This is a genomic window from Pseudonocardia sp. (genome assembly GCF_050246655.1).
Taxonomy (GTDB): domain Bacteria; phylum Actinomycetota; class Actinomycetes; order Mycobacteriales; family Pseudonocardiaceae; genus Pseudonocardia.
Window position 1 is genome coordinate 1 of the sequence record NZ_JBFWVQ010000118.1, and the last position, 16,530, is coordinate 16,530.

Genomic DNA, 16,530 nt, shown 5'->3' on the forward strand with positions numbered 1-16,530 from the left:
ATCACTCGACGTCAGCGGGGATGATAGCGACCGATGGACGAACACACGGGGCCCCGGTCGGTGGTCGTGCTGGGTTCCACCGGGTCGGTCGGCACCCAGGCCCTCGACGTGCTCGCCGCCCACCCGGCGCGGTTCACGGTCGCCGGGCTGGCCGCGGGGGGCGGGGACGTCGAGCTGCTGGCGCGCCAGGTCCGTCGCCACGGCGTGCCTGAGGTCGCGGTGGCCGACCGGGCGGCCGCGGCGCGGCTGCGCGAGCTGGTCCCCGGCACCGAGGTGCGCGACGGCCCCCACGCCGCCACTGAGCTGACGGCCGCGGCGGGCGCGCACACGGTGCTCAACGGGATCACCGGGTCCCGGGGGCTCGGGCCCACGCTGGCGGCGCTGGCGGCGGGCTCGATGCTCGCCCTGGCCAACAAGGAGTCGCTGGTGGCGGGCGGGCCCCTCGTGACGGCGGCCGCCGCGCCCGGGCAGATCGTGCCCGTGGACTCCGAGCACTCCGCGCTCGCGCAGTGCCTGCGTGGCGGGCGCGCGGACGAGGTCGCGCGCCTGGTGCTCACCGCCTCCGGCGGGCCGTTCCGCGGCCGCAGCCGGGCCGACCTGGGCGCCGTCACCGTGGCCGAGGCGCTCGCGCACCCGACCTGGGACATGGGCCCGGTGGTGACGATCAACTCGGCCACGCTGGTCAACAAGGGGCTGGAGCTGATCGAGGCGCACCTGCTCTTCGGCGTGCCCTACGACCGCATCGACGTGGTGGTGCACCCGCAGTCGATCGTGCACTCGATGGTCACCTTCGTGGACGGTTCCACGCTCGCCCAGGCGAGCCCTCCGGACATGCGGCTACCGATCGCGCTGGCCCTGGCCTGGCCGGACCGGCTGGCGGCGGTCGCGCCGGCATGCGCCTGGGAGGTGCCCACCGCCTGGACCTTCGAGCCGCTGGACCACGACGCGTTCCCGGGGGTGCGGTTGGCCCGCCGGGCGGGCGAGGCGGGCGGGTGCCTGCCGGCGGTCTTCAACGCCGCGAACGAGGAGGCGGTCGCGGCGTTCGCGGCAGGCGCGCTGCCCTACACCGGGATCACCGACGTCGTCGGGCGCACGCTCGACGCTTCACACGGCTGGACCGCCGACCCCGCTACCGTGGCGGACGTGCTCGCCGCCGAGGAGTGGGCGAGGGCCCACGCCCGTGCCCTCACCGGCTCCCCCGCGGCGACGGGCCGGTAGGGACCGAGGACGGAGTCGCATGGCGTTCTGGTTGGGAGTGATCCTCTTCGCGCTCGGCATCGCGATCTCGATCGCCCTGCACGAGGCAGGCCACCTGGTCACCGCGAAGTGGTTCGGCATGCGGGTGCGCCGCTACTTCATCGGGTTCGGGCCGAGGATCTTCTCCTTCCGCCGCGGCGAGACCGAGTACGGGCTGAAGGCCATTCCGGCGGGCGGGTTCTGCGACATCGCGGGCATGACGGCGCTGGATCCCGTCACTGCCGAGGAGGCTCCCCGCGCGTTCTTCCGCAAGCCGACGTGGCAGCGCGTCGTCGTGCTCTCGGCGGGCTCGGCCACCCACTTCCTGGTCGGCATCCTGCTGCTCTACGTCCTCGCGGTGGGCTGGGGCCTGGTGGACACCTCCCGCCCCACCGCGATCGCCGCGGTCAGCTGCGCGGCCGACCAGGTCTCGCCCACCGAGTACGCGCCGTGCGGGCAGGACGTCGCCTCGCCCGCGAAGGCCGCCGGGCTGCGTCCCGGGGACGAGATCGTCGCGGTCGCGGGCACACCCACGCCTGCGTGGGCGGACGTCGTCACGGCGATCCGCGACGCCCGCGGCCCCACGCCGATCGTGGTCGAGCGCGACGGGGTGGAGATCCCCGCCACGGTCGACGTCGTCGCTGCCAAGCGGCTCTCGACCACCGGCGAGACGATCGAGGTCGGCGCGATCGGCGTGTCGCAGCAGCAGCCGCAGGTGGTGCACTACGGCCCGCTCACCGCGATCCCCGCGACCTTCGAGCTCACCGGGGAGATGTTCGGCCGGGTCTGGCAGGGCATCCTCGCGTTCCCGCAGAAGATCCCGGCCCTGATCGACGCCATCGCGGGCGAGCCGCGCGACCAGGACACGCCGGTCAGCGTCGTCGGCGCCTCGATCATCGGCGGGGACGCGGCCGAGCGCGGCCTGTGGGAGTTCTTCATCTTCCTGCTGGCTGCGCTGAACTTCTTCGTCGGCGTGTTCAACCTGCTCCCGCTGCTACCGCTGGACGGTGGCCACATCATGGTCAACCTGTACGAGCGGGCGCGGGACTGGACGCGGGCGCGGCTGGGCAAGGTGCCGATGCCGCCCGTCGACTACACCCGGCTGCTGCCGATCACGTTCGCGCTGATCATGGTCGGGGGCGCGGTGAGCCTCCTCACGCTCACCGCGGACATCGTCAACCCGATCCGGCCGTTCGAGTAGGGGTTCCGGCGGCGCCGAGGGCCTCCACCGTGGTCGAGAGGCCGGCGAGCTCCAGGACCCGGGCGGCGATCCCGCCCGGCCGGGTCCGCAGACCGAGCGTCACACCGCGCTCGCGCGCCAGCGCCACCACCTCGAGCAGCACCCCGAGGCCCGCGCTCGCGAGGTAGGTGATCCCGTCGAGGTCGAGCATCAGCGCGCGGGCCGCGGGTTCGATCCGCTCGGCCGCCGCCTCGATCCGGGCGAGCAGGCGGGGACGGAGGGTGTCGGCGGCGGGCAGGTCCACCTCACCGGTGATCTCGACCATCAGGCACCCGCCCGCACCGGTCCCGCGGTCGCGCAGCCGTGCCCCCGCCGAGCGCCCGGCCGGCTCGGCGGCGACCGGTACGGGCGGCGCGTCGCCGGGCGCCTTCGCGCTGATCGTGAAACGGACGGTGGTGCCGTCGGGGCCGGGTGAGACCTCGGCCGTCGTGGCGAGCCGGTGCACGATCGCCACCCCGCGCCCGCGGAACCCCCGGTCCGACGGTGGCGGCCGCCAGGTGCCGAAGTCGCGGACCTGCGCGTCCACGCCGCCGTCGGGGCGCAGCCGCACCTCGTACTCGAACTCCGGTGCCGTGCCACACGGGCTCCCGCCGGGTCCGCCACCGGGATAGGCGTGCTCGACGGCGTTCGCGCTGGCCTCGCCGAGGGCGAGCTGCAGGTCGTCGAGGGTGTCCGCGTCCAGGGCGGCCGCGCGGGCCCACGCATGGACGGACCGACGGACCGCCCCGAGGCTCTCGGGCAGCGCGGTGACCCGCTCCCGCAGCGGTGCGGGCAGGAGCCTGGCCGCGACGATGGCGACGTCGTCGCTCGTGTGGCGGTCCTGCCCGGACGCGGCGAGCAGTCGGTCCACCAGCGCGGACACCCCGATTCCGGGTGCCCCGGCGGCGGCGTCGACGAGCCGGCCGAGCCCCTCGTCGAGGATCTCCCCTCGGCGCTCGACGAGCCCGTCGGTGTACAGCACGACCGACGCCCCGGGGGCCACCGTGGTCCTGGCCTCCGTGTACGGGGGCCGGCCGGTCACGCCGAGGACGGTGCCGGCACCGTCCTCGAGCAGCCGGGCCCCGGTGGCCTCGACGAGCAGCACGGGCGGGTGGCCTGCGCGGGTCCACCGCAGCTCACCGTTCCCCCAGTCCACGATGAGGCAGGCGCAGGTGCTGCCGCGGGCCCCGGGCACGCGGCGCGCGAACGCGTCGAGCAGCTCCAGCGCCTCGGCGGGCGCGTGGCCTTCCAGCAGGTAGCCCGCCAGCGCGCTGCGCAGCTGCCCCATCACGGCGGCGGCCCGCGGACCCTGCCCGACGACGTCGCCGACCACCAGGGCGGCGCACTCGTCGGTGAGCGGCAGCAGGTCGTACCAGTCCCCGCCGGTCTGCGAGCCCGCCGCGCCGGGCAGGTAGCGCGCGGCGCTGCCGAGCCGCTCCAGCACCGGCAGTTCCGGGGGCAGCAGGCTGCGCTGCAGCACGTCGGCGACCTCGTGCTCCGCCTGGTGCATGCGGGCCCGGTCCAGCGACTGGGCGCACTGGCCGACGATCGTCAGCGCGGTGGTGCGCTCCTCGGCGCCGAACGCAGGGGGAGCCGTGAACGCCATCCCGAGTGCGCCGATGGTGCTCCCGCCCAGCCGCAGCGGCAGGACCACCTCGGCGGGCAGGTCCGCGCCCGTGGCGCTGAGCCTGCCCGGCGGCCACCCGGGCCCGGTGGGGGTGTCGGGCCAGACGGCCTCGCCGGAGCGGACGGAGTGGGCGAGCGGGTGCGCCGCGAGCAGGTCCAGCCGGTTGTCGGGGTAGGCGGGCCCACCGCGGCGTGCCAGCAGTTCGAGCTGGTCGCCGGAGCGGAGCACGACGACGGCGTCGACCGCGCCGAGCCCGACGGCGTGGTCGAGGATCACCTCGGTGACCTCCGCCGGGGTGGTCGCTCCCGACAGGGCGCTCACGACGGCGGCGAACTCCTCGGCCGTGCGTCGCGCCGCGCTCTCCACGGCCAGCAGCGACGCCCGTTGGAAGGCCTGCGCGCACTGGTGGGCGAGCGCGACCGCCGAGATCCGCGTGCTGCGGTCGGGCTTCAGCGCGCGGGGGAACCCGACGCACACCACCCCGACGGTGCGCCCGCCCGCGACCAGGGGCAACGCGGCCAGGCTGCGGTAGCCGTACTCGGCGGCGACGGCCGCGCGGCCCTGACCGCGGCCCGGCCAGGACCGCGTGTCGGGCACCCAGACGGCCGAGCCCCGGGTGACGGCCTCGGTGGTGATCAGGCCCGCCGTCAGCGGGAGCGAGCGCCAGGCCCGGTCCGCCTCGTCGGTCCAGCCCCGCAGCGCGACCGCCTCCAGGGAGTCCGGCTGCAGCTCCCACAGCCCGGCGGCGGGCGCCCCGAGCAGCGCCCGGAACTGCGCGACGGCGACGTCGGCGACCTGCTGCGGCGTAGCTGCCGCCGACAGCGCCGCCGTGGCGCGCTGCAGCAACGTCATGCGCCGGTTGGTCTCCTGCTCGCGCTCGTAGAGCTGCGCGTTGTCGAGGGCGGTCGCGGCCCGGCGGCCGATCTCCACCAGCAGCGCGAGGTCGTCGGACTCGGGCTCGGGAGCGGAGCGGTCGCGCCAGGCCGCGAGGACCCCGACCGTCCGGCCGCGGGTGATGAGCGGCACGAACGTCACGTCACCCATCGCGAGGCGACGGTGCAGATCCCGCTGGGTCGCGTCGGGGACCCGGGTGGCGAGATAGTTCTCGTCGACGACGGCCTGCACGGCCTCGCCCGTCTCCAGGACCGCTCGGACCATCTCCCAGTCCGGCTCGATCCGGGCGACGAGCCGGTCCGTCGCGGCGTCGGGCGTGGCCACCGCGACGACCCGCGGCTGCTGGTCGACGACCAGCAGCCGGGCCGCGTCGGCGACCCGTTCGGCGACCAGGGTCCGGACGAGCGCGTCGCGGCGGCCCACGAGCCGGGTCTCGCGGTCCAGCGCCGCGCCCACCGCGGCGAGCACCCGTTCCCGTTCCCGTTCCCGGTAGCGGGTGTCGATGTCCAGACAGCCGCCGACGTAGCCGGACGGCTCGACGGGTGCGCCGCGGTCCAGCACCCAGCGGTACCGCCCGTCCGCCGCGCGCAGGCGGTACTCGACCTCGAAGCCGCGCCCCGCCCGCTGCGTGCGGACCTGCTCGTAGCGGGCCCGGTCCTGCGGGTGGATGCGTGCGCGCCAGCGCCGTCCGAGGTCGGTCTCGGCGTCCGCACCGACGAACTGGCTCCAGGCACGGTTGACGAAGATCCGGTTCTCGCCGGGGCCGTCCGCCCAGACGAGGGCCGGGGTGGCGTCGGCGAGTGTGCGGAACTCGCGTTCCGCGTCGTTGCGGGCCCGGCCGAGCCGGACGTGCCCGTCCACGCGGGCGAGCAGCTCGGCGGCGGCGAACGGCTTCACGAGGTAGTCGTCGGCGCCCGCGGCGAGGCCCTCGACGGCGGCCTCCTGTCCGGCGCGCGCCGACAGCAGCAGGACGGGCACGCGAGCGGTGCGGACGTCGGCGCGCAGGGCGGCGACCAGCGCGGTCCCGTCGAGACCGGGCATCATCACGTCCGAGATCACGAGGTCCGGCGGGTCGTCGAGCGCGGCGTCGAGGGCGGCCGGGCCGTCCTCGACGAGCGAGACGTCGTGGCGCGGGGAGAGCAGGCGCCGCAGGTAGTCGCGCATGTCCGCGTTGTCGTCCGCGACGAGCACGCGGGCCCGCGCCTGCGCCGCCGCCGATCCCGTCGATCGCGCCGTCTGCGGGGTCGTCGCTGCAGCGTCCGGCGGGCTCTCCGGTGGCAGCCACCGCAGCACCTCGGCGACGAACGGCTGCGCGGCCGCCGACACGCCGGACGCGTCCGGTCCCGCCCCGCTGGTGATCTGGTCGGCGGGCAGGTGATCGGTGCCGATCGGCACCGTGACGGTGAACGTCGTACCGACGCCTTCGGTGCTCGTGGCCGAGACGGCGCCGCCGTGCAGGGCGACCAGTTCGCGCACCATCGCGAGCCCGATCCCGCTGCCCTCCGCGGAGCGGCTGCGCACCCGGGGCACCCGGTGGAACCGCTCGAACAGGTTCGGCAGCTCCTCGGCGGGGACGCCGGTCCCGGTGTCGGCGACGGTGAGGACGCCGTTGCGCCCCTCCTGCCGCACGGTGACGGTGATGCCGCCCTCGAAGGTGAACTTCAGCGCGTTGGACAGCAGGTTGAGCACGACCTTCTCCCACATGTCCCGGTCGACGTGGACCGGCTCGGTGGGTGCGGTGGTGTCGACAGTGAGGGTGAGGCCCGCGCGCTCGATCGCCGAGCGGAAGATGCTGGCCAGCTCGGCGGTGAGGGCGGGGAGATCCACCGGCTCGAAGCGGGCGTGCACCCGGCCGGCCTGCAGGCGGGAGAAGTCCAGCAACGTGTTGACGAGCTTGGCCAGCCGCTGCGCGTTGCGGTACGCGGCGTCGACCTCGGTGCGAAGGCCCTCGTCGGCGTCCACCGCCGGGGCCGCCTGCAGCTGCGCGAGGGGCCCCATGATCAGGGTCAGTGGCGTGCGGAACTCATGGCTGATCCCGGTGAAGAACTCGGTCTTGGCGCGGTCGAGCTCCGCGAGGGACTCGGCGCGGTGCCGCTCGGTCTCGTACGCGCCCGCGGCGGCCAGGCCCGCCGCGATCTGGTGGGCGAGCAGTTCGACGAACCCCCGGTAGCGGGCGTCGAAGTCCCGGAACGGGTTGAGCCCCGCGATCACGAAGCCCGACGGCGCGCTGCCCGGGCCGCTCAGGGGTACCGCGACCGCCTCCCGGGGCGGATCGGCCCACGCCCCGGCGGGGACGGCCGCGAAGCGCTCGGCCAGGTCCTCGACGCACACCACCCGCCCGGAGCGGAGCGCCTCGACCGGCCATCCGCCGTCCTGGTCCGGCCCGGTACCGAGCACGGCCGGGGCGACGGGATCGCCGGGTCGGGCGCCGGACGCGGCGACCAGGCGCGCGGTGCGTGGCAGGCGCCCGCGCTCCGACCCGTCGTCGTCGAACAGGTAGACGAGGGTGAACGGCAGGTCCCGCGGGTTCTCCTCGAGCCGCGCCGCGGTGACGGCCAGCACCTCGCGTGCGGTGCGGCTCCCGCCGACGTCCGTCGCGAGCTCGCGCAGCGTGGCCATCCGCCGTTCCGACAGGACGCGGTCGGTCACCTCGGTGACCACGCAGAGCATGCCCACCGGCACCCCGGCGTCGTCGGTGAGCGGGCCGTAGGAGAACGTGTGGTAGGTCTCCTCGGGGTAGCCGCTGCGTTCCAGGAACAGCAGCAGGTCCTCGTCCCAGGTGGCGACACCGGTCTCCAGCACGGATGCGATGCGGGGCCCGGCCTCGTCCCACACCTCCGACCACACCTCGCTCGCGGGCCTGCCCAGCGCCCACGGGTGCTTGGCGCGCAGGGTGTCGCGCCGGTAGGCGTCGTTGTAGAGCATCGTGAGCTCGGGGCCCCACGCCAGCCACATCGCGAACCGCGACGTCAGCATGATCCGTACCGCGCTGCGCAGGGCGGCAGGCCACCTCGCCGGCGGGCCGAGTGGCGTGGCCGCCCAGTCCAGCCCCGCCATCACCTGGCCGGTCTCCCCGCCGCCCACGAAGAGCGGGTCCGGCTCGGCGGCGCCGCCGCTCCGACCCACGGCGCCTCCGCCCGCTGTGTCGTCCGACGAAACGGATCCTCATGGCGTCGCGGGCGCGCCGCAACCGGAGACGGCCGGACGTCGCCCGGTCCACGGCCGGGCGGCCTCCAGCTGTGCGGCCAGGCGCAGCAGCGTCGCCTCGCCGCCGAAGCGACCCAGCAGGTGCACGCCGATCGGGAGACCGTCGGAGTTCCACCACAGCGGCACCGACATGGCGGGGTTCCCGGTGATGTTCGCGACCACCGCGGGATAGGCGACGGTCCGCCCGCCGCGGTGGACCGGACGCAGCGGGTCGTCGGGCGTGGAGGTCATCTCCCCGATCCGCGGCGGCGGCTCCGACATCGTCGGGGTGAGCCAGCCGTCGAACCCGGAGGGGGTGGGGGACAGGAACCGCGCCACGCCGCGGGCGAAGCGCTGCAGCTCCTCGATGGCGAGGAGGTAGTCCGCGGCGGTGATCCTGACTCCGGCGTCGAGGTACGCGCGGGTGACCGGCTCCAGCTCGCCGGGGCGGGGCGGGCGGCCCAGCCGCCGCGTCCAGTAGCCGATGATCCAGGCGGTCGCGGCGTCGAACACGGTCCCGATCGGGCGGCCCACGTCGTCGACGCCCGGGAGATCGGCCTCGACGAGCTCGTGGCCGAGGTCGGTGAGCAGCGCGACCGCGTCGGCCAGCGCGGCGAGGCAGTCCGGATGGCCGATGCCGCCGCCCGGGGTCCGTGCGGTCCAGGCGATCCGCAGCCCGCCGGGATCGGCGCCGACCTCCGCGGCGAACGGGCGCGTCCGGGGCGGCGCGGGATAGGGGTCACCGGGCATGGGGCCCGCCGTCGCGTCGAGCAGCGCGGCGCTGTCGCGGACCGAGACGGTGAGTGCGTGCTCCACCGCCCAGCCGCTGATGGCGTCGCCGTACTCGGGCCCGAGGGGCACCCGGGCGCGGGTCGGCTTGAGCCCGAACAGTCCGCACGCGGACGCGGGGAAGCGCAGCGATCCGCCCAGGTCGTTGCCGTGCGCCATCGGCACCATCCCGGACGCCACCGCGGCGGCCGACCCGCCGCTGGACCCGCTGGTCGAGCGGTCCGGGTCCCAGGGGTTGCGGGTGGGGCCGTGCAGTACCGGCTCGCAGGCCGGGACCATGCCGAACTCCGGGGACGCCGTCCGGCCCAGGATCACCAGCCCGGCCCGCTCCAGGCGGCGCACCAGCTCGGAGGTGAACGTCGAGACCGTGCCGTGGACGTAGGCGGACCCCTCGGCGAACGGCGTCCCCTCGATCTCGGCGACCAGGTCCTTGAGCAGGAACGGCACGCCGGCGAACGGCCCGGTGGCCTGGGCGGCGGCCGCCACTGCCCGGTCGTAGAGCGGCGTGACGACGGCGCCGAGCAGCGGGTTCAGCCGCTCGATCCGCTCGATCGCCCCCTCGGTCAGCTCCACCGCCGACACCTCGCCCGCCGCGACCAGGGCCGCCTGGGCGGTGGCGTCGAGCGCCGCGACCTGCTGTGCCACTCCGGTCATCACCGACTCCCTCCGTCGTGACGGAGGCGCGAGGCACCGGCTCGCGGATCGCGAGGCGCCGGCTCGCGCCTGCAGGACGACAGCCGGGAACGAGGAGGACGACATGAGCGACATGACGAGTCCGGACGCGGTCGCGGGCCGCATCGTCGAGGAGCTGGGGGTGACGCTCGCGACGGTGACTATCGCGGTGGGCGTGCGCGCGGGGCTGTGGACGGCGTTGGCCGGGGCGGGTCCCCTGGGCCCCGAGGAGCTGGCGGAACGCACCGGGGTGGCGCCCGTGCTGGCCCGCGAGTGGTGCCGTACCCAGGCCGCGGGCGGCTACCTGCGCCTCGCCGGCGACTCCGATGCGCAGGGCGAGCGGTACGTACTGCCCGACGAGGTGGCCGCGGTCCTCGTGCACGGTCCGCTCGGCGGGCTGGTGGACGCCGCGATGACCATGATGGCCGCGACGGGGCAGCGGTTCGACGAGTTCACCACGGCGTTCGCCGCCGGGCGCGGGTTCGGCTGGACCGAGCGCGCCGACGGCCACGCCCACGGCGTGGACATGTTCACCCGGGCCGCGCTCGCCCCGGGGTTCCTCGCCGCGGCCGTGCGGGCCTGCGACCCGGGCGTGGCGGCGGCGCTGGACGCCGGTGGGGCGCTGCTCGACGTCGGCTGCGGGTACGGCGCGCCGACGCTCACACTCGCCGAGGAGTTCCCGGCCGCCGCGGTCACCGGCTGCGACTTCCACGACGCCTCGATCGTCGCCGCCCGCAAGGCCGCCGCCGAGGGGGGCCTCGCGCAGCGCGTGCGGTTCGAGGTGGCCACGGCCGCGCAGGCGCCGGCCGTCACCGGCGGGTACGCGCTGGTGGTGTTCGTCGACTCGCTGCACGACCTGGGCGATCCCGCCGGTGCCCTGGCCCGCGCCCGCGAGCTGCTGGCCCCGGGCGGGGCGGTGCTCTTGATCGAGCCACGGGCGGCGGACGGCGTGGTGGCCAATCTGAACCCGGTCGGCCGGATGTTCTACGCCGTGTCGACCATGTTCTGCACGCCGACCGCGGTGGCCCAGGGCGGCCCCGGATCTCCGCTCGGCACGCTCGCCGGGCCGGCCGCGCTCACCCGGGTGGCGGCGCAGGCGGGGCTGGCGCAGGTCCGCGAGCTGCCCGTCGAGGCGCCGTTCAACCTGGTGCTGGAACTGCGTCGCTGACCTGACCAGGATGGCGGCCATGACGCTGGTCGGGCGCGAGCCGGTGCTCGCGGCCGCCCGCCCGCTCGCCGCGTCCGTGCAGGCCGGGTCCGGGCGGCTGCTGCTCGTCTGCGGTGAGGCCGGGATCGGCAAGACCACCCTGCTGCACGAGCTGGCCGGGGTGGTGCCGGGTGCGCGGGTCCTGTGGGGCACCTGCTGGGCCGGTGGCGGTGCGCCCGCCTACTGGCCCTGGACCCAGGTGCTGCGCGGGCTGGGGGACGCCGAGGGGGACGTGGCCCGGCTCCTCGGCTCCGCAGGCGTGCCCCTGGTGGGGGGCGGGACCGGCGCCGAGGCCGCCGACGCGCGCTTCCGGATGTTCGACGCGGTGTCGCAGCGGCTCCTCGCGTCCGGCGATCCGGCGCCGCTGGTCGTCGTCCTCGACGACCTGCAGTGGGCCGACGAGCCGTCGCTGCGGCTGCTGGAGTTCGTGGCCCGCCAGCTCGCCACCAGCCCGGTGCTGCTGCTGGGCGCCTACCGCGACGACGAGGCCGGTGCAGCCGTGCGGGCGCTGGCCGGCGTCGGCCAGGTGCTGCCGCTGGGTGGCCTCACGGCCGCGGACGTCGCCGCGCTCATGGCCGACGTGGCCGGACCCGCCGCGGCACCCCCGGCCCCGCGGCTCGCCGAGCGGGTCCGGCGGCACTCGGCGGGCAACCCCTTCCTGGTCCGCGAGCTGACCCGGCTCCTGCTCGCCCAGGGCGGCTGGAGCGACGCGGGCGAGGCGGCGCACCTGCCGGTCCCGGACACCGTCCGCGACGTCCTGGAACGCCGGATCGCCCGGCTGTCGCAGCCGTGCGCCTCCCTGCTCGCGGTCGCCGCCCTCGCCGGGCCGGGCGTGCGCCCCGCGCTCGTCGACGAGGTGGTCGCTCCGCCCGGCGGCTGCGAGGCCCTGCTCGACGAGGCAGCGCGGGCCCGGGTGCTGCAGGCCGACGCCGAGGGTCGCTTCCGGTTCGTCCACGATCTGTTCCGGGAGGTCCTCGTCGCCGGTCTCACCGCGGCGCGGCGCCGCGAGCTGCACGTCGCGCTCGGGCGGGCGTTGCAGCGCAGGCGGGACGCGGGCGGCGACGTCGGTGCCGCTGAGCTGGCAGCGCACTTCCTCGCCGCGGGCAGTGCCGAGGTCGCCGACGACGCAGTGCGCCACGCCGTCGAGGCGGCCCACGAGGCGACCGCCCGGCTCGGCCACGAGGAGGCCTGCCGCCACCTCGACCGGGCCCTGGACGCGCTGGACCTGCTCGACGAGCCCGGCCCGCGGCGGCGGGCGGCGCTGCTCGTGGAGCTGGCTGCGGCTCGCGACCGCAGCGGAGACACCGCGGGCGCGCGGGAGGCGTTCCGCGCCGCCGCGGACCTCGCCCGCCGCTGCGCGGACCCGGCCCTGCTCGCGGCTGCCGCGATCGGTGTGCACGGCCTCGGCAGCAGGTCGGGGACCAGCCGCAGCGAGGCGGTGGGGCTCCTCGGCGAGGCCGCCGCCGCGCTGCCGCCCGATGCGGATCCGGCCCTGCGCGTCCGGGTGCTGGCGGGGCTGTCGCGCGAGCTGCGCCACGGTTCCTACGGAGCGCCCGCCGCCCCGGCGCTCGCGGCAGCGGAGGAGGCGGTGGCGCTGGCCCGGGAGGTGGGCGACCCGCGGGGTCTGGCGGACGCGCTGCTCGCGCTGCACGACGCGCGGTGGGTGCCGGGCAGCGCGGGGCAGCGGCTGGAGGTCCTCGACGCCATGCGCGACGCGGCGCAGCAGGCGGGCGACCGCGACCTGGTCGCGCTTGCCGGGCAGCTGCGGGCCACCGCGCTGCTGGAGTGCGGCGACCCGGCGGCACCGGTCGAGCTGGCCGGATACGCGGTGCGCGCCGACGAGCTCGGGCACGCCCGCGGCCGGTGGTTCGCGCTCACCCGGCGGGCCACCCTGGCCGTGCTCGCGGGGCGCGTCGAGAAGGCGGCCGAGCTCGGCCGTGCCGGGCTCGAGCTGGGCCTGGCGATCGGCCAGCCCGACGCCGTCGGGGCGTTCGGCACGCTGAAGGCCTCCCTGGGCATGCTCGGCCACCTGCCCGACGGCGCCGGCCTGGGCAGCTTCGAGGCGGACCCGCTGCAGCCGCTGGTCCCGCTGCTGCACGCCTGGGTGCTGGCCTGCACCGGGCGCACCGACGAGGCCGTCGCCGCGTTCGCCGGTTTCGCCACCGACCTGGTGCCCGACAAGAACGACCTGGAGATGCTCGCGATCCTCGCCGCCACCGCGTCGGCCGTCGGGTCGCCCACCCAGCGGACGGAGGCCTATCGCAGGCTGGCGCCGCACGCCGGGACGCACGTCGTGGTCGGCGGGTGCGCGTCCTACAGCGGCGCCGTCGACCACCACCTCGGCACGCTCGCCGCCGCCCTGGGCCGTCCCGCGCAGGCCGCGGAGCACCTGCGGGCGGCCGTCACGATGCACGAGCGGCTCGGCGCGCCCGCCTGGGCGGCCCTGTCGCGGGCTGCGCTGGACGTCGTGTCCGGCACCCCGGCCGGCCCGGGAGACGTCGAGGCCGTCGAGGCCACAGCCCCGGACCCAGCCCCCGACAACGCGTTCCACCCGGAGGGCGCCGAGGGCACCGTGTGGACGCTCGCCTACGCGGGCGTGCGGGCGCACGTGCCCGACGTCAAAGGCCTGCACGACCTCGCGGCGCTGCTGGCCGTCCCGGGCCGTGAGGTGCACGTGTTCACCCTGCTCGGCCGCGCGGAGCCCGCCACCGGTGCCGACCCGGTGCTCGACGAGGCCGCCCGCCGCGCCTACCGCGTCCGGCTGGCCGAGCTGGATGCCGCCATCGAGGCGGCCGTGTCCGCAGGCGATCGCGCGCGGGCCGAGGACGAGCGCGACGCCCTTGTCCGCGAGCTGACCGCCGCGGTGGGCCTGGGCGGTCGGCCCCGCCGCCTCGGCGACGAGACCGAGCGCGCCCGCAAGACCGTCACCGCCCGCATCCGCGACGCCCTGGGCCGCATCGACCACGAGCACCCCGCGCTCGCCGCGCACCTGCGGGCGAGCGTGCGCACCGGGACGTCGTGCCGCTACGACCCGCCCGAGCCGGTGCGGTGGCGGCTGCGGGCCTGACGGCGGCGTCGGGTGCGCGGCTGCGCACGGTGAGCCACCGGGCCGGGCTTCGCAGGGGCTGGACGTGCTTCGAAAGGGCTGGCCCGTGGGTTCGCAGAGGCTGGACGCGCGTCGCGGGGGTCGGGCCCGCGGTTCGCAGGGGGTGGACGCGCTTCGCAGGGCCAGGCCCGCGGTTCGCAGGGGGTGGACGCGCTTCGCAGGGTCGGGCCCGCGGTTCGCAGGGGGTGGACGCGCTTCGCAGGGGCTGCGGCGTCTGCGGGGCGTGTGCAAGGGGTGCGAGGTCGTTCCGGATGCGTCGAGGGCCGGGCCGGCGGCCGCCGCGGTTCGCAGGGGGTGGACGCGCTTCGCAGGGGGCCACGCCCGCGGTTCGCAGGGGGTGGACGCGCTTCGCAGGGGGCCACGCCCGCGGTTCGCAGGGGGTGGACGCGCTTCGCAGGGGCTGCGGCGTCTGCGGGGCGTGTGCAAGGGGTGCGAGGTGGATCCGGAACCCGTGCGGTCGGGCTGCTGCGCGACGGTTCCGGGCGCGACCCGGGTGCTCCGCGCCACGGGCGGCGGTGCGCTGCGCCGATCGGCGGGGATACTGGAGGTCGTGACCGTCCCACTCGGCATGCCCGTCCCGCCCGCCCCGACGCTCGCCGCCCGCCGGCCGACCCGCCAGCTCCAGGTCGGCCCGGTCGGGGTCGGCTCCGAGCACCCGATCTCCGTGCAGTCGATGACGACGACGCTCACTGCCGACGTCAACGCCACGCTGCAGCAGATCGCCGAGCTCACGGCGGCGGGCTGCGACATCGTCCGGGTCGCCTGCCCGAGCCAGGACGACGCCGAGGCGCTGCCCGCGATCGCCCGCAAGAGCCAGATCCCGGTGATCGCCGACATCCACTTCCAGCCCAAGTACGTCTTCGCCGCCATCGACGCGGGCTGCGCGGCCGTCCGGGTCAATCCGGGCAACATCCGCAAGTTCGACGACCAGGTCAAGGAGATCGCGGCCGCGGCCAAGGACCGGGGGACCCCGATCCGGATCGGCGTGAACGCGGGCTCGCTGGACAAGCGGCTGCTCGCCAAGCACGGCAAGGCCACCCCGGAGGCGCTGGTCGAGTCGGCGCTGTGGGAGGCGAGCCTGTTCGCCGAGCACGGCTTCCACGACGTGAAGATCTCGGTCAAACACCACGACCCCGTCGTCATGGTGCGGGCGTACGAGCTGCTCGCGCAGTCCTGCGACTACCCGCTGCACCTCGGCGTCACCGAGGCCGGTCCCGCCTTCCAGGGGACGATCAAGTCGGCCGTCGCGTTCGGGGCCCTGCTGAGCAGGGGCATCGGGGACACGATCCGGGTGTCGCTGTCCGCGCCGCCGGTCGAGGAGGTCAAGGTCGGCAACCAGATCCTGCAGTCGCTCAACCTGCGACCCCGCAAGCTGGAGATCGTCTCCTGCCCGTCCTGCGGGCGGGCGCAGGTCGACGTCTACAAGCTCGCCGACGAGGTCACCGCGGGCCTCACGGGCATGGAGGTGCCCCTGCGGGTCGCCGTCATGGGCTGCGTCGTCAACGGTCCGGGAGAGGCCCGCGAGGCCGATCTCGGGGTGGCGTCCGGCAACGGCAAGGGGCAGATCTTCGTGCGCGGCGAGGTGATCAAGACCGTGCCTGAGCACGCCATCGTCGAGACGCTCATCGAGGAGGCGATGAAGATCGCCGAGACGATGGAGGCTTCCGGCGAACCGGAGGTGACGGTCGGCTGATCCGTATGGCACCTTTGTCAGGTGCTGAGGGTCGGTGGCGCCCGGTTGCTCGACGACCGGGACCGGTGGGGCGTGCGCTCCATCCTGGAGGCCGACCCCGTCGCGGCCTGTATGGTCGCCGCGCGGGTGGAGGTCGCGGGCCTGGATCCCTGGCGGCTGGGCGGGGAGCTGTGGGCCGTCGGCGCCAGGCTGGACGGGCTGTGCTTCTCCGGCGCCAACCTCGTGCCGCTGCGCGGTGGGCGCTCCGCTCTGCGCTGCTTCGCCGACCGTGCACGCCGACACGGGCGCACCTGCTCCTCGGTGGTCGGCCGCGCCGAGCTGGTCCTGCCGATGTGGGAGCAGCTCGCCGAGCACTGGGCCCCCGCCCGCGAGGTGCGCGCGGACCAGCCGCTGATGGTGCTCGCCGGCCCGCCCGCGGTGCCGCCGGACCCGTGGGTGCGCCAGGTGCGTATGGACGAGCTGGACCGCTACCTGCCCGCGGCCGTCGCGATGTTCACCGAGGAGGTCGGGGTGGACCCCCGGGCCGGGGACGGTGGCGCGGGCTACCGGGCCCGGGTCGCCGAGCTGGTGGCGGCGGGCCGCGCGTTCGCCCGGTTCGAGGACGGCCAGGTGGTGTTCAAGGCCGAGATCGGTGCGCTCTCGGCGAAGGTCGGCCAGATCCAGGGCGTGTGGGTACACCCCGCCCGGCGCGGCGAGGGCCTCGGCACGATCGGCACCGCGGCGCTGGTCGAGCCGCTCGCCCGGATGGGGCGCATCGCGAGCCTGTACGTCAACGCGTTCAACCATCCCGCCCGCGCCGCGTATGCGAAGGTCGGGTTCACCCAGATCGCGAGCTTCGCGACCATCCTGTTCTGATCCGGCGCGGGGGCCCGTCGGCCGCAGTTTCGAACGACGGTCCTCG

The 16,530-nt window shown here is 76.0% G+C and carries 8 protein-coding genes; 6 read left to right on the plus strand and 2 right to left on the minus strand.

The features are described 5' to 3' along the window. Positions 1–33 precede the first annotated feature (33 nt). Positions 34–1,218, plus strand: a complete 1,185-nt coding sequence (dxr, locus tag AB7J25_RS25785; RefSeq protein ID WP_428513051.1) for a 1-deoxy-D-xylulose-5-phosphate reductoisomerase — start codon at positions 34–36, stop codon at positions 1,216–1,218. 19 nt (positions 1,219–1,237) lie between these two features. Next, positions 1,238–2,437: a M50 family metallopeptidase gene (locus tag AB7J25_RS25790; RefSeq protein WP_428513053.1), complete on the plus strand. Its 1,200-nt coding sequence runs from the start codon at positions 1,238–1,240 to the stop codon at positions 2,435–2,437. Here the strand turns inward: AB7J25_RS25790 and AB7J25_RS25795 are convergent. Further along, the gene (locus tag AB7J25_RS25795) at positions 2,412–8,102 is read right to left on the minus strand and encodes a GAF domain-containing protein (RefSeq protein ID WP_428513055.1); all 5,691 of its coding nucleotides are present in this window, start codon (positions 8,100–8,102) and stop codon (positions 2,412–2,414) included. The genes AB7J25_RS25790 and AB7J25_RS25795 overlap by 26 nt on opposite strands. Positions 8,103–8,141: 39 nt before the next feature. Beyond that, complete coding sequence (locus tag AB7J25_RS25800) at positions 8,142–9,605, minus strand: amidase (RefSeq protein WP_428513057.1); 1,464 nt, start codon at positions 9,603–9,605, stop codon at positions 8,142–8,144. 103 nt (positions 9,606–9,708) lie between these two features. Between AB7J25_RS25800 and AB7J25_RS25805 the strand changes: the two genes are divergently transcribed. From AB7J25_RS25805 to AB7J25_RS25820, 4 genes are all read left to right on the plus strand, one after another. After that, positions 9,709–10,791: a class I SAM-dependent methyltransferase gene (locus tag AB7J25_RS25805; RefSeq protein WP_428513059.1), complete on the plus strand. Its 1,083-nt coding sequence runs from the start codon at positions 9,709–9,711 to the stop codon at positions 10,789–10,791. Positions 10,792–10,810: 19 nt separating this feature from the next. Beyond that, positions 10,811–13,897 carry an ATP-binding protein gene (locus tag AB7J25_RS25810; protein ID WP_428513061.1) on the plus strand — a complete coding sequence of 1,029 codons (3,087 nt, stop codon included), beginning with the start codon at positions 10,811–10,813 and terminating at the stop codon, positions 13,895–13,897. Positions 13,898–14,486: 589 nt separating this feature from the next. After that, complete coding sequence (gene ispG, locus AB7J25_RS25815) at positions 14,487–15,629, plus strand: flavodoxin-dependent (E)-4-hydroxy-3-methylbut-2-enyl-diphosphate synthase (RefSeq protein ID WP_428513063.1); 1,143 nt, start codon at positions 14,487–14,489, stop codon at positions 15,627–15,629. 21 nt (positions 15,630–15,650) lie between these two features. Then, complete coding sequence (locus AB7J25_RS25820) at positions 15,651–16,484, plus strand: GNAT family N-acetyltransferase (protein WP_428513065.1); 834 nt, start codon at positions 15,651–15,653, stop codon at positions 16,482–16,484. Positions 16,485–16,530: the final 46 nt, after the last annotated feature.